The following is a 22,489-nucleotide window of genomic DNA, read 5'->3' as shown; positions in this document are numbered from 1 at the left end:
CGCAATCGGGAGGCGAAAAGTTCTTCAAACAACAAGCCATCAAAGAACTAAATGAAGAGTACGGGTGGCCAATCAGCACTTTAAGCGAGATCGCAGGTATTACTCGAGATGCTTACTACAAGTGGATTCATCGAAAGGCCAATATCCATGATGATGAACAAGCAGAATTACTTAAAGCCATTTTGGAATTGGAAAAAAAGCATAAGTGGACCTTGGGTTATTTAGGCATGACGACGCAACTAGCTTTTGAAAATAAATTGGATTTCAAGGCCGGCTTAAAGCGGGTTACTAACTGCATGCGAAATCACGGGATCAAGGCAAATATCCGTAAGAAGAAGCATAATTGGATTAAACGTCACGAGGAATACATCAATGACAACTTACTTAATGAGCAATTTGATCGTCAGAGTAAGAATGAGGTTTGGGTGACTGATACTACCGAAGTTGTGTATGGTAATGAGCAGGTAAGGAAGGCGCGCGTGCATGTAGTGATGGATCTATATGGTCGCTATGTTTTGAGCTACAACATTTCGGCTACTGAAACGGCCGCATCAGCGATCGAAGCCTTTAAGCGTGCCTTCAAAGTAGAACCAGACGCTCAGCCAATGATCCATACGGATCGTGGCGCAGCTTACTGTTCAATGGCTTTCAATGATTACTTAGCTGAGCAAAACTGCATCCATAGTATGTCTCACCCCGGTCATCCATGGGAGAATTCACCAATGGAGCGTTGGTGGAATGATTTCAAACTGGTTTGGTTAGCTAAACGGGTTCGTCCAAAAAGCATGGCAGAATTGGAACAATCTATCCAGCAGGCCATTAAATATTTCAATACCGAACGAGCTTATGCATCAAAAAACGGCTTGAGCGCAGAAAAGTTCCGCGCTCAAGCCGCATAAATAATTTTTCTATTTAAACTGTATACTTGACAGGCAATAGTGCCTGTTCCAAGGCATTTTCTTTTGGTTATTGCAGATGTAAAAAATTCAGCTGATGGGCTTGCTGATATTTTTGGGTGACGTACCGACAAATTTTTTAAAGCAGCGTGAGGCATAGTTGGGCGTAGCAAAACCAAGGCTGGCGGCAATCTCGGTAATGGTCTAATCGGTCCAAAGCAAGCGAGACTTAAAGCGGCTGATCCGATAGGAATTTTCGTATTGGTTAATGGTCTGACCGGTCTCATTTTTGTAAAGGTGAGCCAGGTAGAACTTATCCCGCTGCAAGTTGTTTGCCAGATCGTCCAGTGAATAGTCCTGACCACAGTGATCGCGCAAAGCAGCCTCAATTTTTTGTGTCAGCAGGCTTTTTTTGCCAGCCTGAGCTTGTCTTTCCTTTTGCAAATGCTCAATGAAAAGCTGCCCAATTGATTGCATTTTTGCATTCAGCTACTCGATGTTTTGCAATGCTTCAATCTGCTGACAAAGCTGATCGGATAGGGCAAATGCCTCACTAGGTGAAAGGCCACCTTCAATTGCCTGACGGGTTAAAAGTGTGATATGACAGATTAACAGATTTTTTTGATTACGCAGCTGGTCTTTGGCAACGCGACCAAAATCGCCAGAACTGGTCAAAGGCCGGAAAAAGTGCTGATAGCTGGCATCATTTCCATTACGCACAGCAATCAGCATCTGCTTTTCTAAATTATAACTGTTGTGGCTTTCCAAAACGTGCTCAGGCAGCAGTAGCTCGTTTTCATATGTTTTGTAGAGTGAGGGCCAAGCTTGATTTAGACCAAACCAGATGGCCTTACCAGATTGTTCTAAGTGCTGTTGAGTGCAGTTGCGCAGATTTTGCCAGATTAAAAGACGATGGTCATCATCAACCAGCAACGCACCGCGAATCTCAGAATTTGGCGCCAGTAAAAAGACACCTGGCGTCAAGGGGGCCTTAGCCAGCTGATTTAGATAGTCTTTTGACAATTTGATGATGGCAGGACGCCCCCCCAACGTCGGTAAACGTATCTGAACCGTCAAGCAGATTGATTTCCAATTGGGTGATTTCTTGCATGGCTTGCAGGAACTTTAGTGAATCTTTCATTGAAATTTCCTTTCATTTGGCTGTCATCCAAAATAATTTTGATTTGATAAGCACAACTTAAGATCACTATCAGCAAGATGAGATAAGCGAAGATTCAAAAAAATATTATAATAACATCAGAAAGCGGTTGCGAATATTTTTAAAAATGAGGTAGCAATATGACAAAAGTAGATCTGAATTTTGTTGAAGGCTTGACACTTGAAGAACGGGCCGATCTGGTTTCAGGAACGGACTTTTGGTTTACGGCCAAGGTAACGGGAATGGATCCCATGCTGATGACGGATGGACCATCTGGCCTGCGTAAACAAGTCAATGTACACAGTGCCATGGACCAAAGTATTGAGGCGGTTTGTTTTCCATGCTCAGCGTTGACGGCCAGCTCGTTTGATGATGCCATGCTGGAAAAATTGGGCGAGAATCTGGGAACAGCGGCACGGGCTGAAAAGATCGGTGTATTGCTCGGTCCTGGGGTCAACATCAAACGCAGCCCGTTAGCTGGTCGTAATTTTGAGTATTTCTCCGAAGATCCACTGTTGGCTGGTCGGATGGGCACGGCTTATGTCAAAGGGGTTCAGAGTACTGGGGTTGGCGTTAGTGTTAAGCACTTTGCCACTAATAACCGTGAAGATCAACGCTTCACCAATTCTTCCGATGTTGACGAACGGACGCTGCGCGAAATCTATCTGGCACAGTTTGAACGCATCGTTAAATTAGCGCACCCAGCCACGCTGATGTGCTCTTACAATAAGCTCAATGGCGTTCAGGTATCGCAAAATCAGCGCCTGTTAACGCATATTTTGCGTGATGAATGGGGCTATCAAGGACTGGTTATGTCAGACTGGGGTGCCGTAGTTGATCATGTTGCAGCAATCAAGGCCGGTCTGGATCTGGAAATGCCAGGTAAGGGGGATGCTTCTAAAGAAGAGATCGTCCAAGCCGTTAAGGAAGGCCGTTTGCAAGAATCGACGTTAAACCGTTCGGCACTGCGCGTCTTAAAAATGGCAGAGCGTTACGGTTACCCAACCGTTGCAGCTCCAGAATATGATATGGAAGCCCAGCATGAATTTGCACGGCAGCTGGCAGACGACAGTATCGTGCTGCTGAAAAATGAGAATAAGGAACTGCCGTTAAATAAAGATGCCAAACTGGCCGTGATCGGTGAACTGGCTGAAAAGCCGCGTTTTGAAGGTGGCGGCAGCTCACATGTCAATGCTCATCGTGTCGTTACGCCAAAAGAGGTTATGCCGCAAAATGCCAGCTATGCGCAAGGCTATCGACTGGACAGTGATCAACCAGATGATCAGTTGACCAAAGAGGCTTTGGAATTGGCAAAAAACAGTGATCAGGTCGTGGTTTTTGCTGGTTTCCCAGAAGCTATGGAATCAGAAGGGTTTGACAAGAAATCAATCAGTCTGCCAGCCAATCAAAATCAATTGATCGATCAACTATTGGCAGTCAATGCACACGTAACTGTAGTGCTGCAAAATGGCTCAGCTGTTGAAATGCCTTGGGAGCCAAAAGTACCTGCTATTGTTGAAACCTACTTGGCTGGTGAGGCCGTTGGTGAGGCAACCTGGGATATTTTGTCAGGACAGGTTAATTCATCCGGTAAGCTTTCTGAGACCTTCCCAGTTCAATTGACCGATAATCCAACCTATCCAACGTTTGGCAAAGATCGTCGTCACGAAGTATATCGTGAGGGCATCTTCATGGGCTATCGCTACTATGATGCCAAAAAATTGGCGGTACGCTTCCCATTTGGCCATGGCTTGAGCTACACTGATTTTGAGTATCGCAATTTAGCAATTAAGGAAAATAGCGACGACGTTGAAGTCAGCTTTGACCTGGCAAACACTGGCAAGCAAGCTGGTAAGGAAGTCGCACAGATCTACGTAGCCAACCATGCCAGTCAGACGGTCATGCCGGTTGATGAATTGCGTGATTTTGTTAAAGTTGAGCTGCAGCCGGGGGAGACCAAGCATCTGACCCTTAAGCTCTCGCGGCGCGCGTTTGCTTGGTATAACTCTGAAACCTGGGAAGCTGATAATGGAAAATACGAGATTTTAGTCGGCAGCTCATCGCGTGACATTCGGCTGCGTCAAGAATTTGAGCTGACCATTGGCACTAATCCGCTGGGTAAGATTACCGGCGAAACATACGTTGGCGAACTGATGGAAAATGATGACGCCCAAATCAAGCAGGTAATTGCTGAATTCCAGCTGACGGATGTCTTTGAAAAGTTCATGTCACCAGAATTGGCGCCAGTCTTTGCCAATATTCCGCTGCGTTCACTGACGATGGCAGATGTGGATGCCAAGACGGTTCATGAACTGATTCAAAAGCTAAATGAGTTGGAGTAATGATTAAAAAGTAAATAAAAGCGGCTAGGAAAATCTGGCTATCGATAGAACTTAAAAAGGATCGCGAAAAATTCGTGATTCTTTTTTATTTGGCCTAAAGCCTATATTTGTCAGATGTCGTCATTGATTGATTTGGAAAAACAGTTAACTTGTCTGGTTGATTTATACGGACAAAAATATTAAAATGTAATCGTTATCTAAGATCAATCCATAACAAATGAATCAGGAGGGCCTGACAATGGATCAAGTGCAAATTAAGTCAAAGATTGAAAACGCTCAGACCGCATTGGGGATTGAATTGGGATCAACCCGAATCAAAGCGGTCTTGGTTACGGATGATTTTCAAACGGTTGCCAGTGGGGACTATGTCTGGGAAAACGAATTGGATCATCATATCTGGACCTACCCAATGGAAAAGGTTTGGGAAGGAATTCAAACCAGTTACGCCAAGATGGCCACTGAAGTTAATGAAAAATATGGTTTAACGCTGACTAAAATCGGTGCAATTGGCATCAGTGCCATGATGCACGGCTATATGCCATTTAACAAGGAAAATCAGCTGTTGGTCCCATTTAGAACCTGGCGCAACAACATTACTGGTGAGGCGGCAGCCAAGCTGACGGAACTGTTTGATTTTAATATTCCAGAACGCTGGAGCATTGCCCACCTGTACCAGGCCATCTTAAACCATGAAGAACACGTCAAAGACATCAGCTTTATTACGACTCTGGATGGCTATGTCACCTGGCAATTGACTGGTGAAAAAACGACCGGAATCGGTGATGCTTCTGGGATGTTCCCGATTGATGAAGCTACGCACGACTATGATGCCGCCATGTTGGATAAGTTTGCTGACTTACCAGAGGTTAAGCAATTTGACTGGAACATCAAGGATCTTTTGCCAAAAGTTCTGGTTGCTGGACAAACAGCCGGCCATTTAACGGCAGCTGGGGCCAAGAAGCTGGATCCAAGCGGCCTGCTGCAGCCAGGTTCACTTTTGGCACCAAGTGAAGGCGACGCGGGAACTGGAATGGTGGCTACCAATGCCGTTCGGAAGCGGACCGGTAACATCTCAGCCGGGACATCAGCCTTCTCAATGGTCGTATTGGATCAAAAGCTTAGCCAGGTTCACCGTGACATCGACATGGTAACGACCCCGGATGGAGCGCCCGTAGCCATGGTTCACACCAACAACTGTTCATCTGACATCAATGCTTGGGCAGCGGTCTTTAATCAGTTTGCCCGAATTTTAGGTGTGACCCTGTCACCAAACGAATTATATGAAAAGCTGTTTGATGCCTCGCTGCGTGGTGAACAAGATGGGGGTGGGCTGGTTAACTTTAGCTACCTGTCTGGTGAAAACATTACCCGCGTCAGTGAAGGCCGGCCAATGCTGGTTCGCAAGCCAGACAGTCGCTTTAACCTGGCCAACTTGTTTAAGGTTCAGCTCTACTCTGCTTTTGCGCCATTAAAGATCGGGATGGACATTTTGCTGCGTGAAGAACACATTCGTACTGATGTTTTGATCGCGCAAGGTGGACTGTTCAAGACTCCAGTCGTTGCTCAACAAGCGCTGGCCGATGCATTGAATACACCAATCAGCGTCATGAGCAATGCCGGTGAGGGTGGTCCTTGGGGCATGGCTGTTTTGGCACTGTATGCTGCTGACAGTCATGGTAAAAAGTTGGCGGACTATCTTGATGATGAGGTCTTTGCCAACCAAGAAATTGCTACGCTGTCACCAGAACCAGAAAGCGTTAAGGGCTACGAGAAGTTTATCGACAACTACAAGCAGGCAATGCCGGCTGAAAAAGCAGCTGGCGAAGCTATGAAATTGGATTAATGGATTAAATGGGAGGATTTAAACATGCTCGAAGAATTAAAACAGGAAGTCTATGAAGCCAACATGCAGCTGCCTAAGCTGGGATTAGTTTCGTTTACGTGGGGCAATGTTTCAGGAATCGATCGTGAAAAAGGACTGTACGTCATCAAGCCATCTGGAGTGCCATACGATGAGCTGAAACCAGAAGACATGGTTGTCGTCAACTTAAAAGGCGAGGTCGTAGAAGGCGACATGAACCCATCATCCGACACGCCAACGCACACTTACCTGTACAACCATTTCCCAAAGATTGGCGGGATCGTGCACACCCACTCTCCATGGGCCGTTTCGTTTGCGGCAGCCAACATGGACGTCCCAGCACTGAACACGACGCATGCCGATACTTTCTACACCGACGTGCCAGCCGCTGATGCCCTGACCAAAGAAGAAATTGAAGAAGACTACGAAGGCAACACGGGTAAGACGATTGTGCGGACGTTTAAAGAACGCGGCTTGGACTATGAAGCAACGCCAGCCGCATTGGTTTCCCAGCATGGCCCATTTGCCTGGGGACCAACGCCGGACAAGGCCGTCTACAATGCCAAGGTGCTGGAAGTCGTAGCTGAAGAAGACTATCACGCTATGCAATTGACGCGTCAAAATCTGGAACTGCCGCAGTATTTATTGGACAAGCATTATTACCGTAAGCACGGCGCCAATGCCTACTACGGCCAAAACAGCGCCCACTCCAAGGATCACGCTAAGCACGAAAACTAATTAATCAGTTCAATTGATTGAAAAATCCCGTCAAAATTGCGTCATAGCAGCGCGTTTTGACAGGATTTTTATTTATCGTTTAGCTTAGAAAATGGACAAAAAGAGCGTAAAATAGAAGCTAATAAAAACAGAAGAGCAAGGGTGTACATATGGCAGAAATCAAGTACGAAATTATCAGAAAAGCAATTCAAAAAGAAATTGAGTCCGGCAAATACAAACTCGGTGACAAGCTGCCAACCGAATCCAACTTAATGGAGCAGTTTGGCGTCAGCCGCTATACGGTCAGACGGGCAATCGGTGAGTTGCAAAACGCGCATTATGTCTACCGCATTCAAGGCGGTGGGATGTATGTTGACGACTGGCAAGACAGCCAGCAGCCGCTCAAGGTCAACAATAAGATGATTGGGCTGGTGACGACGCATCTGGTGGACTACATTTTTCCCAACATCATCAGTGGGATCGACCGGATCGTTTCGGCACACGGCTATTCTTTGATCGTCAGCAATACCCATAATCAACGGGAAAATGAGCGGCGTAGCCTGGAACGCTTATTGGATACACAGATTGCCGGCTTGATCGTTGAGCCAACCCAAAGTGCCCTGGAAAACACCAACATGGATCTCTATCAAAAGATTGCCCAAAGTCATCTGCCAACGGTCTTTATCAATGCCCATTATCCAGAATTAAATGCACCATATCTAGAAATTAAAGATATGGAGGCCGAATATGAGATGACCCAGTATTTGATCAAACAAGGACATAAACGGATTCTGGGTATCTTTCAAGTTGATGATCTGCAAGGAACGCGGCGGATGAAGGGCTTTATCAATGCCTACATGGAATATCCTGATATCTCGTATTTGAGCGAAACGGTTATGTATCAGTCAGGACAGGATATGAACCGCATTTTTAAGCGGGTGTCTCAGATTATGGAGCGTCCTGATCATCCAACGGCGATTGTTTGCTACAACGATGCCTTGGCCATTCAAGTTATGGACGTGGTGCGCTCAGCTGGTTTAAAAATCCCTGAAGACGTCAGCATCGTTGGTTTTGACGACTATGTGCTGGCCCGATACATCAGTCCGCGCTTGACGACGATCGAGCATCCCAAGGAAAAAATGGGGCTTGATGCCGGGCGAATGATTATGCGGATGATTGATGGCGAAGAGGTCAAGCCGATTGAATATGATGCCAAGTTGATTTTTAATGATTCAGTGCGGAAATTAAAGTAATAATGGGCGAGTTGCCTAAAAGCTGTCTGCAAGTGTTTGCCGGCAGTTTTTTTATTCGGTATTTATTATTTGTTACATTAAGAATAAATATTGATTTATACGGACAAATCTGTTATTCTTATCATACAAGCTGATTAAACCGTTTTCAGAGGCTTAACAGACTAAAACTTCTTGTAAAAGGAGATTCAAACTCATGTTAAAGATTTCAGATTATGAATTTTGGTTCGTTGCCGGCTCACAATTCCTGTACGGTGAAGAACAATTAAAATCCGTTGCTAAGGATGCCCAAGATATTGTTGATAAATTGAATGCTTCGGGCAACCTGCCTTACCCAATCGTCTTTAAAGGCGTTATGACCACGGCAGAAGGCATTACGCAATTTATGAAGGATGCCAACTACAATGACAAAGTTGCCGGGGTAATTACCTGGATGCACACTTTCTCGCCAGCCAAAAACTGGATTCGCGGTACGCGCCTGCTGCAAAAGCCGCTGCTGCACCTGGCTACGCAATATCTGAACAATATTCCATATGATACGATCGACTTTGACTACATGAACCTGAATCAATCGGCTCATGGTGATCGTGAATATGCCTACATCAACGCGCGCCTTAACAAGGGCAACAAGATCGTTTACGGCTACTGGGGCGATGAAGACGTTCAACAAGAGATCGCTGATTGGCAAATGGTTGCCGTTGCCTACAATGAAAGCTTTAAGCTCAAGATCGTTCGTTTTGGCGATACGATGCGTAATGTTGCCGTTACGGAAGGCGACAAGGTTGAAGCCGAGATCCGTCTGGGCTGGACCGTTGACTACTGGCCAGTTGGCGACTTGGTTGAATATGTTGATGCCGTTGATGAAAAAGACATCGATGCTGAATACAAGAAACTTGAAGAACAGTACGAAATGGTAGAAGGCGACAACGATCATGAAAAGTACGTTGAATCGGTTCGATACCAGCTGCGTGAATATCTTGCCATCAAGAAGTTCATGGATGACAAGGGTTACACGGCCTTTACCACCAACTTTGAAGATCTGCACGGCTTAAAGCAATTGCCAGGTCTGGCTTCGCAAATGCTGATGCGGGATGGCTATGGCTTTGGGGCAGAAGGTGACTGGAAGACGGCCGGAATGGATCGGCTGCTGAAGATTCTGTCCAACAATGAAAAGACGGCCTTTATGGAAGACTACACGCTGGATCTGCGTCATGGTCACGAAGCTATCCTTGGCTCGCACATGCTGGAAGTTGATCCAACCATTGCCTCTGATAAGCCACGCGTTGAGGTACACCCACTCGACATTGGCGGCAAGGATGATCCGGCACGGCTGGTATTTACCGGTTCAGAAGGCAAGGCCATTGACGTTACGCTCTCTGACTTCCGTGCTGGTTACAAGATCATCGGTTACAGCGTTGACTGCCACAAGCCAGAAAAGGAAACGCCACATCTGCCAGTTGCCAAGCAATTATGGACGCCAACGACTGGTCTACGTGATGGAGCTGAATTCTGGATGCATGCCGGTGGCGGTCACCACACGATCTTGAGCTTTACCATTAAGCCACAGCAGATCAAGGACTTGTTCAAGATGCTTGAATGCAATGTTGAATATGCCGAATAATTCTTATAACTCTTTGCTTATCCTCTGCTCTGAACAATCCTAGCCACTCAAAATCTTAATTACTGAATCCAAATATCAAAAGAACCGCTCGGCTAACTGCAGGGCGGTTCTCTTGATTTAAACGGTTTTGAATTGAAAGGATGCTTTTAGATTCTAATTTTAGTACTTATTCGTGCAACCGTATGTTTTGCAATCATGATGCTTATTAGCGATTCTACTAATAGTGACAAGTTTCAGATCAACGTTGAAACCGGCTCCACAATCGGCTATCATTTTATTATGAAATCATATGTTAGATAGATTTAAGGAAAGAAGTGTTTTTTAATGACGCAAATTTCATTTGACGCCAGTGCACTGAAGAAGTTCGTGCACGAAAACGAACTGGGCGAAATGCAGGCCATGGTCAACGCGGCCGACAGCGAGCTGCGCGAAGGTACGGGGGCTGGCGCTGACTTCCGCGACTGGCTGCATCTGCCAAGCGAATACGACAAGGAAGAATTTGCTCGTATCAAGCAGGCTGCCAAGCAGATTCAATCCGATTCTGAAGTGCTGGTTGTCATTGGGATTGGTGGCTCTTATCTGGGTACGCGGATGGCCATTGACTTTTTGCACAACTCGTTCTATTACTCACAAGAACCAGCAGATCGCAAGTTCCCATTGGTTCTGTTTGCCGGTAACTCACTGAGTTCATCTTATTTGCATGATCTGGTTCAGCTGATCGGCGACCGCGACTTCTCCGTCAACGTGGTCTCCAAGTCTGGTACGACTACGGAACCAGCCATTGCCTTCCGCATCTTCCGTGAGCTGCTGGTTAAAAAGTATGGTGAAGCCGGTGCCAACAAGCGCATCTATGCTACGACCGATGCTAAGCGCGGTGCTTTGAAGACTGAAGCTGACGATGCCGGTTGGGAAACCTTTGTAATTCCAGATGGCGTTGGTGGCCGCTACTCAGTTTTGAGTGCTGTTGGCTTGCTGCCGATTGCCGTTTCTGGTGCCGACATCGACCAACTGATGGCTGGGGCTGCTGATGCTGAAAAGTCATACACCAACCCAGACCTGACGCAAAACGAAGCCTACCAATACGCAGCCTACCGTAACATTTTGTATCGCAAGGGCTACACGACCGAACTGCTGGAAAACTACGAGCCAAACATGACGATGTTTGCCGAATGGTGGAAGCAATTGGCTGGTGAATCTGAAGGTAAGGACCAAAAAGGTATTTACCCATCCAGTGCCAACTTCACGACTGATCTGCACTCGCTTGGTCAATACATTCAAGAAGGGCTGCGCAACCTGATGGAAACGGTTGTTAAGCTGGATACGCCAAACCATGACGTTACGATTCCGGCAGCTGAAAACGATCTGGATGGTTTGGCCTACCTGCAAGGCAAGAACATGGACTGGGTCAACACTAAGGCCTACCAAGCCGTGGTTGCTGCGCACAATGCCGGTGGCGTGCCAGTTATGACGGTACACATTCCACGTGAGGATGAATACACGCTGGGCAGTCTGATCTACTTCTTTGAGGTTGCTATGGGGATCTCCGGTTACTTGAACGGTATTAACCCATTCAACCAGCCTGGTGTTGAAGCATACAAGACGAACATGTTTGGTCTGCTGGGCAAGCCAGGATTTGAAGAAGTCGGTGACAAACTGCGTGCTCAAATGAAGGAAAACGAAAAATAGTTTTTCGCGTCATTCGCTGTGACTGGCGGATGACGTTTTTTATTTGTGGTATCTAGTTTTAGAAACTAAATACTAAATAGTCAAAACTATATCATTAAAGGAAGATTTCAATGCTGGGAGAATTTTTAGGGACGCTGACGCTGATTGTTTTAGGATGTGGCGTTGGCGCCGGGTTAAACCTGAACAAAACTATGGCGCATGGTCAAAGCGACTGGTTCTATGTAACGTTTGCCTGGGGGATTGCCGTAACTATGGGAGTCTACGTGGCGGCTTCGTTTGGTGCGCAGGGACATCTAAATCCCGCGGTCACTATTGCTTTTGCCGTAGCTGGCACCTTTCCCTGGTCGCAGGGGGCGCCTTATCTGGTTGGGCAGTTCTTAGGAGCGTTTTTGGGTGCTGTTTTAGTCATGATCCAATTTTGGCCGCATTTTAAGGCGACCAAGGATTCTAAGCACAACAATATCGGTATTTTTTCAACCGTTCCTGGGATTCGCAGCAATCTGTTCAACTTTTTGAGCGAGTTGATTGCGACGTTTGTCTTTATGCTGGTGCTTTATAATCTAGGGGATTTTACGACTGGGTTAAAACCGGTCGTTGTTGGGCTGGTGATCTTTGTAATTGGGGCCGGCTTGGGGACGACGACTGGCTTTGCGCTGAATCCGGCTCGTGACTGGGGACCGCGTTTGGCCTATACGATCATTCCAGTACCGAACAAATCAAGGGCAATGTGGGACTATGCCTGGGTACCAATGCTGGGACCGTTAGCCGGGGCTTTATTGGCAACGCTTTTGCAAATGACGGTGAAATAAATCATGAAAAAAGAAAAGCTGCAGGCTGAACTGGAACGGGTGCAAAACAGGCTGGCGATCTGGTGCGTATTGACAATCTGCTTCTATGTCATCGCGGCTTTGCGAGTCTTGCCGTTCATTCATTGGCTGGCCTGGCTTAGTGCCGGCTACTGTGTTTTTTTGCTTGGTACCTGGCTTTGGCTGTTTCACATCTATCGACATCTTAAATAAGAAACGCGCTCGTTTGCCACTGGCAGCAGGCGCGTTTTGCATTCTTGATTGCTTGCACTTATCCAGGTTTCTTGCAATAATTAGCTAGACATTTAATCAATGGGGGATATTCATGGAAATTTTAGCAATGGTGCTAACGATGCTGGTTGGAATTGAGCATCTGGGGATTATGGGATTGGAAATGTTTGCCAGTCCCGCTAAACAGGCCAAGGCATTTGGACTGTCAGAAGAATACGTTGGTCAAAAAGAAGCACGGGTGTCATTTGCCAATCAAGGTATCTATAACGGTATGCTGGGTCTGTCTTTAATCATCAGCTATTGGCTTTTTAGCGGCACCGTTTTGATTAAAGTTTGGCTGTTGCTGTTGAGCTTTGTTATTGTCGTTGCTTTTTATGGCGGTCTGACGGTTGGCAAAAAGGTTTGGGCAATGCAGATGCTGCCGGCAGTTCTGGCTGCAGTCTGCTGTGTGCTGGCATAAAATAAAATCGCTAAGATTGGTTGATCAATCTTAGCGATTTTTTAATTGGCATTTTTTAATTGGCAGCGACGTTTTGAGTTGAGGTTTTGATGCTGGAGCTAGCTGAGCTGCTGGAGTTGGCCTGGCTGCTGTAAAGCTCGTTGACGGCATCAATGTCACGCTGCTGGATGGTATAGAGCGATCCGGCTGGCTGCATGACTGAGATGTCATTGGTATGCTGCAGCCCGATAGCATGTCCCAATTCGTGCTCAGCCGTGTTGACGATTCGTTCCATGGTATAGCCATAGGAGGGATTAAGCAGGTAGGCGGTATTTAGGTAGACTGTGCTATGAACGAAATAGCCGGTTAATGAATCAACGCTCATCTGAGTAAGTCCTGCCGCATCATTATCCTTATCCATGGTCGTCATAACGATATCGGCATTTTTCTTGTTGCTGGTCTGCTTGAACTTAAAGCAGCCGGTAGCGTTCCATTTGGCGATTGCATCCAAGGCAGCCTGCTGCAGCGTCTGGTTTTTATAGCTGACATAGACGGTGGCCGTTGTTTTCTTCCAGCGACCACTGACTGAGTCGTCATCACCAGTTGTCTGTTGCTGTGCCTTGGTTTTGGCGGTCGTAGTTGTCTTTTGGCCGGTAACGCGACTCTTGAGCTGCTGGAAGTCAGCTTGGGCAACGTAGGCAATTCGATTGGCGGTTAAGCGGACGTTCTCATTATTTTGGTAGGCCCAGCCAAAGCCAATAAATGCCAGTGCATAAAGCATGATGGTGCCAAAAAAGCGTCGCATGATTTTCCTCCTTTACGACGGTGTAGAGTTATTTTACCCTGTCAAAAGAGCAACGTCTAATCTAACGATGCCTAAAGGAAAGATTGCAACCAAAGCTTAAAAAGCATCGGCTTGAACGAATTGTCCAACTCGGTGCTTTTTAACATTATTTAATATGGATATTGGCAGCCAAATTCATAAACCATCTCAGGTTCCTTGCTGATGCGGTGATTGGTGTTTAAGCCATCGATCTGCTGCATTTCAGCTGGCGATAATTCAAAATCAAAGATATCGGCATTGGCTTTGATGCGTTCTTGATGAACGGATTTTGGAATGATGGCAATTCCGTTTTGCAGATGCCAGCGCAAAATGATTTGAGCTGGCGTTTTGCCATGTGCTTCAGCCAATTTGAGCAAGACGGGATCGTCAAGACGCTTGCCACGGCCAAGTGGACTCCAGGCTTGAGTGATGATGTTGTGATCGGCATTGAATTTAAGCATTGGTTTTTCGGTCAGCCATGGATGAACCTCTAATTGATCCAGAACCGGCATTTCCCGCGCCTTGGTTGCCAGGTATTCCAAGTGAATCATGCCATAGTTTGAAACCCCGATTGAACGTACCAAACCTTCTGCTTTTAAGTCTTCAAAGGCACGCCAGGTTTCAAAGAAGTGCTGGTGTACCGGCCAGTGAATCAAAAGCAGGTCTACATAGTCCAAACCCAGCTTTTTCAATGAGTCAGCTACGGATTTTTTTGCCTGGTCATAGCCTTGGTTGGCCTCGGAAACCTTAGTCGTAATAAAGTAGCTTTCACGGGGTGCGGTTAATTGACGCAGCCCTTCACCGACAAATTCTTCGTTTTCATACATCTGTGCTGTATCAAACAAGCGGTAGCCGGCTTCATATGCCCATTTAATGGCATTGACGGCTTCTTGTTCGTCAGTGATCTTGTAGAGTCCAAACCCTTCTTGGGGCATTTTGTAGCCGTCTGCCAGGGTTAAAAATTGGTTGCTGATTTGATTGGCCATTTAAAAAATCCTTTCTTTGCTATAAAAATAAACTAACTAAATTATACGCTAAGTTGTTAGGTAAATTATGGATAAATCTAATTTTGAATATCAGAATTGCCAGATAAATGGAAGATATTCTTATTCGACCAAACAAAATAAAATATCTGATCCGTTTTGTTATCGTCTTTTAATTGAATTGATGCATATCAACTCAATGATCGTCTTACTATTCTTACATAACTTATGAGCTTTACTTTTAAGGTAATTATGGTCATACAGCGTTGTATTTTTCTCTTTGCTAATCTAATTAATTAAGCGATATTGATTGGGTGACATTCCCATAATTTTTTTAAATTTATACCCAAAATAGCTAGCGCTTGAGAAACCACATTCAATTGCAATTTCCCCGATTGATTTTTCTGGGGAGAAGATAAGTTTTTGCCTTGCCTGAGCAATTTTTAAACTAATGATATAGTCGTTGATGGTTTGACCGAATTCCTCTTTGAATCGATGACAAAGATGTCCTTTAGAAATCTTACAAGCATCAGCGATTTCATCAAGACATATATCTTTTAAATAGTTCTTTTGAATGTATGGGATGACTTTTTCCGTGATAATATCCGAATTATTCTCTGTAATTGGTAACACGGGTGTCAGGGTATTGGTTAAGAGGAGAAGTAATTTATAGCAATATGTTGATAATTCAATCTGGGAATTGGGCTTTTGGGCAATATCGATTAAATTTTTTACGAATTCCGGAAAATCAAAGTTTCTGCTTAAAGTAAAAATACTTGGTTGGGCAAGATTTAAACGATTAACAATTGCATCTGCTAAAGAACCGCGGAAGCCAATAATATCTACAATCCATGGTTCATCACTAATTGAATAATATTCGCAATAGGTTTTAGGTGAAAGGATGAATACTTCGTCTTTACCAATTAAAAATTTTTTATTCTGAGTTAAAATTTCGCCACGACCACTCTCACAATAGAATAATTGATAAACATCAAGTCCATGCATTCGAATGACGTGTTCTTGATGATGATGATAACCAAAGTAGTAAATTGCTAATGGATAATTTTGCCTCATTTGCAGAGAATCATGGACCTGTATAAACATAAATAATCAATCTCCTTAATATTTTTATAGAAATAGCATAATATTAATATTGATGAAAATCAAGGTACCGCTTACAATGAGCTTAAAAGATATAAATCAAATGTCTTTAAGGCGAATTAACCGAGATGATAGGGATTTTTGCAAGGATATACGGATACTTGCTAATTAAAATTTAAAAAGATATCAAAATCATTCTCGAAATTTGCATAAACGGATACGAGGAGGAAAATTTATGACAGCAAAAATTAAATGCGATAGTCATGGAATTAAAACGTTATATGTAGATGGCAAGCCTTTCTTTGCCTATGCCGGAGAAGTGCATAACTCAGCTGCTAGTAGTCTTGACTATATGAAAAAGGAAATTTGGCCTAAGCTTCAAGAATTAAATATGAATTCGGTTGTGGTACCTGTTTATTGGGAATCATTAGAACCACAGCCAGATCAGTTTAATTTTTCATTAGTAGATGGATTAATTGATCAAGCTCGACAAAATAATATGCGCTTAATTCTTTTATGGTTCGGTTTATGGAAGAACGCGGAATCAATGTATGTTCCTGCTTGGATGAAGCAAGATACGAAGAATTATTATCGGGTTAATGATGTAAATGGTAAGCCAACCAAAACTATTTCACCATTCTGTCAAGCTGCTGTTAATCGTGATGCACATGCATTTGCAGAATTGATGAGTCATTTGAAGACTTATGATGAAGAGAAAAGCACTGTCATTATGATGCAAGTTGAAAATGAAATTGGTGTTATGGGTTCTGCACGTGATTTTTGTGCAACTGCTAATGAAGCTTTTGCACAGACATTGCCAAGAGAGTTGGCGGATGGATTAAATTTAAATCCACAACAAACATGGAGTGAAGCATTTGGCTATGATGCAGATGAACAATTTATGGCATGGTATTTTGCTAAAGCGGTTGAAAAAATCACAGAAGCAGGTCAAAAAGAATATTCTTTACCTTGCTATGCTAACTCTTGGTTAAAACAATATCCTTGGTATCCCGGTTCTTATCCAATGGGGGGGCCAGTTCCTGATGTTCAAGCAACTTGGAAAATTGCAGCACCATCGCTGGCCGCCTTTGCTCCAGATATTTATGTTCCATATTGCGCAGATGTTATGGATGACTATGCTTCAGACGATAATCCATTATTTATTCCGGAAATTCGTAAAGATGCAGTTGCCGTTTCGTATTGTCTGTATGCATTTGCGGCCAAGAATGCCATTGGCTTTTCACCATTTGGTATTGAAGAACTAGGTGGTGATCCTAACAGCGTTGATCGTCCACCAATGGAAGTTATGATTGCTTTAAATATTGATCCATCTGCCTTTGATATTGCTGGTAGTAAGGAGCGTTTGGCAGCTACTTATCATTTAATGCATGAACTTGAACCATTACTGCTCAAGTATCGTGGAACCAACCATTGGCAAAGCTTTGTTCGTCACGGTGAAAACGATTATGGAACGTTCTTGCGTTTCAAGAACTACGATCTTCAAATAGCATATAACCCACGTGAAAGTGGTAAGCCTTTGGGTGCTGGAATTATTATTGAATTAGATGATAATCAGTTCTTGGCAATTGGAACGATGTGTAAATTAACGTTTATGCCAAAACAAGATGAGAATACTCAAGTAGATATTCTTGAATTGGATGAAGGTATAATTGAGAATGGTCAATGGAAGACCACACGAGTTCTTAATGGTGATGAAAAGATGAGCATTAGTTTTGGTGACAATCTTGGAAGTTACCGTTTAAATCTATACAAATTTTAAATAAATAAATTATTAGTAATTTGTCATCCGAGAAAATCGTATCTTGGATGACTTTTTTATTGTTGAAAGTAGCAAAAAAGTTTGTTCATCTCTCGATTTACAACATATCTATAAATATAGCAAAATGTTAAGATTGATGGTGTCGCTGACAGCGTTTACACTTATATAGAAAGATATATCTTGAATATTTATTCTGCTGGCGTTTGGAGTGGTGTTTGATTATGACGGGAGTTAATAACCCAATTGTTTCGGAGGGGTTACTCAGATTTAACAATAATATGCATGGTAAGGATTAATTTTTTGACTTGTTTTAGTTTTGACATGGTTAGGAGTAAATCAAGAATGTGATGGTTAGAGTGATGACTTAAATTGTCAAACATTGTAATAAAACATTTTACATTATTAATACTAATTATCATGATGATAGTGATTATATTATTTGAAATAACGCGTCCATACAAAGAATGGTCGAAGTTGAATAGAGGGTGCTGATATTAATTTTACTTTAATGAGTCGACATCAAGATTATTGTAATAATGTTGTGTATGCTGATTTATTTGATACTGTTACTGGATGCGGTATTTCTCAGGCTTTATTACTATTGTGACTACTATAAGGACCTTGGACGTGAGATATTTATGTGTTCAGTTGATTAAGAAAATAATTAACTGATTTTTAGACTTGAAATTAAAAAAGTTAGCTTGTTGGATGATCATCCCAATGAGTAAAACTAACAACTCTATTATTCTGATGCAGATAAAGTTGCCATCTGAATTAGCGGGTTTAAGACATGGCACCATTTAATTTGCTAAAGACTGGTTTAATTAATAATCGAAATCATAATTTAGATATATAAAACAAGCAATGCATCAGCAAGTAAATTCTTATTCACAGATTTTTAGTATGAAAACAAAGATTAAGAGGTGGAAGAAATGGAAAATAAAGCAAGCGCGCTACAGCACGAAAAGACTAGCAAAGCATTGGCAGTATACTATAGTTTTGGTGAAATTGGAGACCAGTTAAGCTGGTATATGATTAATACCTACTTAATGGTTTTCTACACGGATGTATTAGGGTTGGCAGCAGGAGCAATTTCAATCATTATGTTAATTGCTCGGATTGTACAAGGAGTTGCCAGTCCGGTTTGGGGTGCTATTCAAGATCGTACGAACAGCAAGTGGGGAAAATTCCGTCCATGGTTAATGTTTTTGGCACCATTTATGGCTATTTTCAATATTCTAACCTTTACCGTCTTTCCAGTAACTGGTGTTGCACAAGTATTTTTATGCTGTGTATGCTATATCATTGTTGGTTTGCTTTACACTGCTATCAGTAACGCCTATAGTGCATTGGTTAACGTAGTATCAAGTGATTCTCAAGTGCGAATGAATTTATCAGCTGCACGATCGGTTGGTTCATCAGTTATTCAAATGATTCTTTCGGCAATTGCTATGCCAATGATTCTGTTCTTCGGTCACAGTACTAAGGCTAATGGCACTGGATATTTTTGGGCTACAGTAGTTTGTTCAGTAGTTATGGTTCCCTTTGTTGTTATTTGCGGATTGAAGTGTAGGGAAACTGTAAAAGAATCTGGCACTCCAAGTCAAGCATCCGTTGCGCCTGTTGAAAAGGTTTCTATTTGGACTTCACTAAAAGCACTAGTGAAAAATAGTCAATTAGATGTTACTGTTGGTTCAACCTTCTTTGGCGCTGCTAGTACCATGCTACGGATGATGATGTTGGTTTACTATGTAATTTATGTTGTTGGATCTTATGCTCTAGTTGCACCGATTATGACGACCTTAACTATTGCCCAGTTAATTGGTTCTGCTTTGCTACCATGGGGGACAAAGACATTTGGCAAGAAGGGATATATGATTGGTTTAAATGTGATCCAAATTTTGTCATTAGTGGGATTGTTCTTCTTCAAAGATATTGTAGTTGTTTTCATTTTAAATGCAATTATTGGCTTTACGAACTCAAGCGCCAACATTACTTTTGGCATGATGTCTGATAGTATTGAATATGGTGATTGGAAATATGGCGTGCGGAATATTGGGTTATCCGTTTCTATGATTACGGTTGCTGTTTCTATCGCGACTGCTGTTACAGGTTCAATTGGTGCCTTGTTGTTGCAAGCAACTGGTTACGTGGCTAATCAAGCACAATCTGTAGCAACTCAAACTGGAATTAATGCAATTGTTAACTTAGTTCCAGCAGCAGTTACCTTGGTAAGTACGATTTTATTGCTTTTCTACAAGCTTGATCAAAAAACAGTTGATCAAATTGCCATTGATTTAAAGAAAAGAAGTATGGATAATTCTACTCACTAAGTTCTGTATTATCAATCAGATTTAAAAGCGAATGATTACTTCGCTAATGTTGAAAAAACAGTCATAAAATCGTACAATGGATGCCGTTGGGGTAGGAAAATATGAGTTATTGTCCGGTGGAGCGGAATGTGGAAACCGGAAGGAAGCTGCGGCTGCTTGTATTTTCCGCATTCACCACCGGAGACCATGGTCAATGTTGATCCCTAACAAAAAATTTAGGGAGATGTTGATTATGAAAATATTGTCACTGCACGGTCCCAAGTTTGATACTAAGAGAATGGCGCTGGCAGCAATGCTGATTGCACTGCAGATTATTTTGGAGAAGCTGTCGATTGGTGATCCGGCAGTCTTAAAGATTGGTTTAGGCTTTATTGCCACGGCACTGATTGGCTTTTTACTGGGACCATGGATCGGCGCGCTGTCAATGATTATCAACGACTTGATCAGTAATACGCTGTTGAGCTCTGGGGCCATGTTTTTTCCTGGTTTCACTCTATCAGCCGCGATTTCAGGAATAATTGCCGGGATGTTCTTATATCAGCAGCAGATCAGCTGGCGGCGAATCTTGATTTATGAATTTTGCCAGATTCTGATTACCAATGTCTTTTTTACGACGCTTTGGCTCTATTTGATGGGAATAGGGCAGGGCAGCAGTGCGATGTCTTTTATGGCACTATTGATGGTACGACTGCCCAAAGAGGTTATCTCCTGGCCAATTGAGGCATTGATCGTCTTAACGCTTTTAAAGGCAGTTGAACGGGCTGGTCTCAAGACGACTTTTGATTAAAATGACAGTAGGAGCATGATTTTGATGATGGTCAGAATCATGCTTTTTGATTGCCTTTGATTATATTGGGAAATTTGGTTATGAAAAAAATTAAAATCAGTGAAACGGCTGTCTTTATTATTGGCAGTCTCGGAATAGCGCTGCTGGGAGCAGATTTTCCACCGCCGCTTGGTTTTTGGAAGATAGTAGCTGTCATTAGCTTGGTTGCCTTGATTCAATGGTACTATCTTGATTGGCTGCTAGAGAGGATCAACTCTAAAAAAAAGCCTTTTGATGACGGTGGGAATATACGCATTACTTGGTGGTATGAGCGCAGCGACAATGATTGCTGCTTCAGGTCAGCTGAAAAAAGAGGCTGTGATCTGGTTGGGACTGATCATACTGGGTACTGCAGCTTATGGCCTGTTTTTCTGGCTGGTTAATTGGCTGATTCGACATTTCGTTAAATAATCATGACAGACGGTTGGAGGAATGACTTAACTTTTTTTAGCCCTTTCTGCTAAAATGAAATGCAGTGGTGAAATTAAGAGAAGAGAGAATAAGGAAGCGATAAGATGGCCAGTAATTCTGATACTTTGTACTACGTTTTGTCCAAGATCAATCATCATCCCGAGTTGATCAAAACGCGGATGCCACTCTATTCAAATGCGATTTCGATTACGATTCCCGATAATTTGAAGATCGCTGATTCTAATTTTTATTTTCCAGACAGTAAATTAATGGTTAATCGGTTGGCGCCGGAATTCGTTGCCAAAAATGGCGAGCTGTTAGATTATTTCTACCAGCAGACGCGTGGTGATATTCCGGGATATCATGATGTCTGGGTTACGACGTCGCATATTCCACGCGAATCGGTATATTTAATTGAACTTTCTTATGAATAATTCAAAATATTGATTGACAAAATCCATCATAGTAACGTAAACTAATACATGTACGTTACTATTGCCCACTGGTCAAATTGGTTAAGACGTCGCCCTCTCAAGGCGGAGTTACGGGTTCGATCCCCGTGTGGGTGATACAAAATTAAAACTTAATAATTTTAAAAGGTCAATGTGCGATTTTCGTACGTTGACCTTTTTTTTACTTACTAAACTAGGCATGATTGATGCAACTAAAAAACGACGGTAAATGAGCGGCGGATGGTCGTTCCTGAACAGTTCAAGTTGATGGCGATTTCGATAAGTATCCGCTATTACGCGATTGCTCGGTGCTGATCGGCAAAATTGACAGCGGCGTGGATAAATGATGCCGTCATAAACTTTGAATGGTTTCGATGGGATGATGGATATCTTAAAGCATCTGCGACAGCGAGCAGTAATGGTAATGACGAGCAGCGCGGTCTTTTATGGTAGTGTGATTAATCGGTCTTTGGCTGCGTTTGATTCAGCAGGGATTATAAAGTGACTATTGATTTGATGGCAAAGGTTATTCAAAAATTATTGCATAATAACATATGACGGAAATATCATTACCTACTTTTTTCAAAAAAACGATGCATAGTAGGTAAAACTTAGTGTATATCGAGTTTGGAGGACCCAACATTACCTACTATTTGGGAAAAATTCCCCAATAGTAGGTAGTTCACAAAGTCGGTCTAGCTCAAACAAACCCAAAATATACATTTTTACCTACTATCTAAAGAAAAAAGGGAGAGTGTCAATAATTTTGTGT

The 22,489-nt window shown here is 43.1% G+C and carries 21 protein-coding genes, 1 tRNA gene and 1 riboswitch; of the genes, 16 read left to right on the top strand and 6 right to left on the bottom strand.

Going from position 1 to position 22,489, the window contains the following annotated elements; translation table 11 throughout:
* Nucleotides 1-38 precede the first annotated feature (38 nt).
* Nucleotides 39-899, top strand: a complete 861-nt coding sequence (locus FC47_RS09145; RefSeq protein ID WP_155519174.1) for an IS3 family transposase — start codon at nt 39-41, stop codon at nt 897-899.
* 87 nt (nt 900-986) lie between these two features.
* Here the strand turns inward: FC47_RS09145 and FC47_RS11135 are convergent, their stop codons facing one another.
* The 3 genes from FC47_RS11135 to FC47_RS09135 are packed head-to-tail and all read right to left on the bottom strand — an operon-like array spanning nt 987 to nt 1,973.
* The gene (locus FC47_RS11135) at nt 987-1,088 is read right to left on the bottom strand and encodes a hypothetical protein (RefSeq protein ID WP_420896569.1); all 102 of its coding nucleotides are present in this window, start codon (nt 1,086-1,088) and stop codon (nt 987-989) included.
* A 12-nt stretch (nt 1,089-1,100) separates the two neighbouring features.
* Nucleotides 1,101-1,373, bottom strand: coding sequence for an AraC family transcriptional regulator (locus FC47_RS09140; protein ID WP_056968699.1), 273 nt, complete (start codon nt 1,371-1,373; stop codon nt 1,101-1,103).
* A 12-nt stretch (nt 1,374-1,385) separates the two neighbouring features.
* On the bottom strand, nt 1,386-1,973 hold the full coding sequence (locus tag FC47_RS09135; RefSeq protein ID WP_155519173.1) for a hypothetical protein: 588 nt from the start codon (nt 1,971-1,973) through the stop codon (nt 1,386-1,388).
* A 222-nt stretch (nt 1,974-2,195) separates the two neighbouring features.
* Between FC47_RS09135 and FC47_RS09130 the strand changes: the two genes are divergently transcribed.
* The 9 genes from FC47_RS09130 to FC47_RS09090 all read left to right on the top strand — a co-directional run bounded on the left by FC47_RS09130 (nt 2,196) and on the right by FC47_RS09090 (nt 13,029).
* Complete coding sequence (locus FC47_RS09130) at nt 2,196-4,397, top strand: beta-glucosidase (RefSeq protein ID WP_056968697.1); 2,202 nt, start codon at nt 2,196-2,198, stop codon at nt 4,395-4,397.
* 238 nt (nt 4,398-4,635) lie between these two features.
* Nucleotides 4,636-6,240 carry a xylulokinase gene (locus tag FC47_RS09125; RefSeq protein ID WP_056968696.1) on the top strand — a complete coding sequence of 535 codons (1,605 nt, stop codon included), beginning with the start codon at nt 4,636-4,638 and terminating at the stop codon, nt 6,238-6,240.
* A gap of 24 nt (nt 6,241-6,264) precedes the next feature.
* A complete protein-coding gene (locus tag FC47_RS09120; protein ID WP_056968695.1) occupies nt 6,265-6,996 on the top strand; it encodes an L-ribulose-5-phosphate 4-epimerase in 732 nt (243 codons plus the stop codon).
* Between the two features lie 149 nt (nt 6,997-7,145).
* Complete coding sequence (locus tag FC47_RS09115; RefSeq protein ID WP_056968694.1) at nt 7,146-8,228, top strand: GntR family transcriptional regulator; 1,083 nt, start codon at nt 7,146-7,148, stop codon at nt 8,226-8,228.
* Nucleotides 8,229-8,421: 193 nt separating this feature from the next.
* Nucleotides 8,422-9,846, top strand: coding sequence for an L-arabinose isomerase (gene araA / locus FC47_RS09110; RefSeq protein WP_056968693.1), 1,425 nt, complete (start codon nt 8,422-8,424; stop codon nt 9,844-9,846).
* A gap of 324 nt (nt 9,847-10,170) precedes the next feature.
* Nucleotides 10,171-11,532: a glucose-6-phosphate isomerase gene (locus tag FC47_RS09105; RefSeq protein WP_056968692.1), complete on the top strand. Its 1,362-nt coding sequence runs from the start codon at nt 10,171-10,173 to the stop codon at nt 11,530-11,532.
* A 110-nt stretch (nt 11,533-11,642) separates the two neighbouring features.
* Nucleotides 11,643-12,341 (top strand): MIP/aquaporin family protein, encoded by a 699-nt coding sequence (locus FC47_RS09100; protein ID WP_056968691.1) that lies wholly within the window; start codon nt 11,643-11,645, stop codon nt 12,339-12,341.
* Nucleotides 12,342-12,344: 3 nt separating this feature from the next.
* A complete protein-coding gene (locus FC47_RS09095; protein ID WP_006500319.1) occupies nt 12,345-12,551 on the top strand; it encodes a hypothetical protein in 207 nt (68 codons plus the stop codon).
* A gap of 112 nt (nt 12,552-12,663) precedes the next feature.
* Nucleotides 12,664-13,029 carry a DUF1304 domain-containing protein gene (locus tag FC47_RS09090; RefSeq protein ID WP_056968690.1) on the top strand — a complete coding sequence of 122 codons (366 nt, stop codon included), beginning with the start codon at nt 12,664-12,666 and terminating at the stop codon, nt 13,027-13,029.
* A 55-nt stretch (nt 13,030-13,084) separates the two neighbouring features.
* On the opposite strand, the gene FC47_RS09085 is transcribed toward FC47_RS09090, so the two are convergent.
* The 3 genes from FC47_RS09085 to FC47_RS09075 form a co-directional block, all read right to left on the bottom strand.
* The gene (locus FC47_RS09085; RefSeq protein ID WP_235804015.1) at nt 13,085-13,813 is read right to left on the bottom strand and encodes a M57 family metalloprotease; all 729 of its coding nucleotides are present in this window, start codon (nt 13,811-13,813) and stop codon (nt 13,085-13,087) included.
* Between the two features lie 149 nt (nt 13,814-13,962).
* Nucleotides 13,963-14,817, bottom strand: a complete 855-nt coding sequence (locus FC47_RS09080) for an aldo/keto reductase (RefSeq protein ID WP_056968689.1) — start codon at nt 14,815-14,817, stop codon at nt 13,963-13,965.
* 285 nt (nt 14,818-15,102) lie between these two features.
* Nucleotides 15,103-15,918 (bottom strand): AraC family transcriptional regulator, encoded by an 816-nt coding sequence (locus FC47_RS09075; protein ID WP_056968688.1) that lies wholly within the window; start codon nt 15,916-15,918, stop codon nt 15,103-15,105.
* 232 nt (nt 15,919-16,150) lie between these two features.
* Here FC47_RS09075 and FC47_RS09070 point away from each other — a divergent pair, with 232 nt between their 5' ends.
* From FC47_RS09070 to FC47_RS09045, 6 genes are all read left to right on the top strand, one after another.
* On the top strand, nt 16,151-17,695 hold the full coding sequence (locus FC47_RS09070; protein WP_056968687.1) for a GH35 family beta-galactosidase: 1,545 nt from the start codon (nt 16,151-16,153) through the stop codon (nt 17,693-17,695).
* Nucleotides 17,696-18,627: 932 nt separating this feature from the next.
* Nucleotides 18,628-20,028 carry an MFS transporter gene (locus FC47_RS09065; protein ID WP_056968686.1) on the top strand — a complete coding sequence of 467 codons (1,401 nt, stop codon included), beginning with the start codon at nt 18,628-18,630 and terminating at the stop codon, nt 20,026-20,028.
* An 85-nt stretch (nt 20,029-20,113) separates the two neighbouring features.
* Nucleotides 20,114-20,207: riboswitch (THF riboswitch) on the top strand.
* A 53-nt stretch (nt 20,208-20,260) separates the two neighbouring features.
* Nucleotides 20,261-20,815 (top strand): folate family ECF transporter S component, encoded by a 555-nt coding sequence (locus tag FC47_RS09060; protein WP_081036769.1) that lies wholly within the window; start codon nt 20,261-20,263, stop codon nt 20,813-20,815.
* Between the two features lie 80 nt (nt 20,816-20,895).
* Nucleotides 20,896-21,237, top strand: coding sequence for a hypothetical protein (locus FC47_RS10635; RefSeq protein WP_155519172.1), 342 nt, complete (start codon nt 20,896-20,898; stop codon nt 21,235-21,237).
* A gap of 132 nt (nt 21,238-21,369) precedes the next feature.
* Nucleotides 21,370-21,699, top strand: coding sequence for a hypothetical protein (locus FC47_RS09050; protein WP_056968683.1), 330 nt, complete (start codon nt 21,370-21,372; stop codon nt 21,697-21,699).
* A gap of 62 nt (nt 21,700-21,761) precedes the next feature.
* Nucleotides 21,762-21,834, top strand: a tRNA-Glu gene (locus tag FC47_RS09045).
* Nucleotides 21,835-22,489 lie beyond the last annotated feature (655 nt).

Origin of the sequence: Limosilactobacillus mucosae DSM 13345, from assembly GCF_001436025.1 — a bacterium.
GTDB classification, from domain to species: Bacteria; Bacillota; Bacilli; order Lactobacillales; family Lactobacillaceae; genus Limosilactobacillus; species Limosilactobacillus mucosae.
The sequence above is the reverse complement of the archived record's forward strand: the minus strand, read 5'-3'. Positions and strand labels throughout refer to the sequence as shown.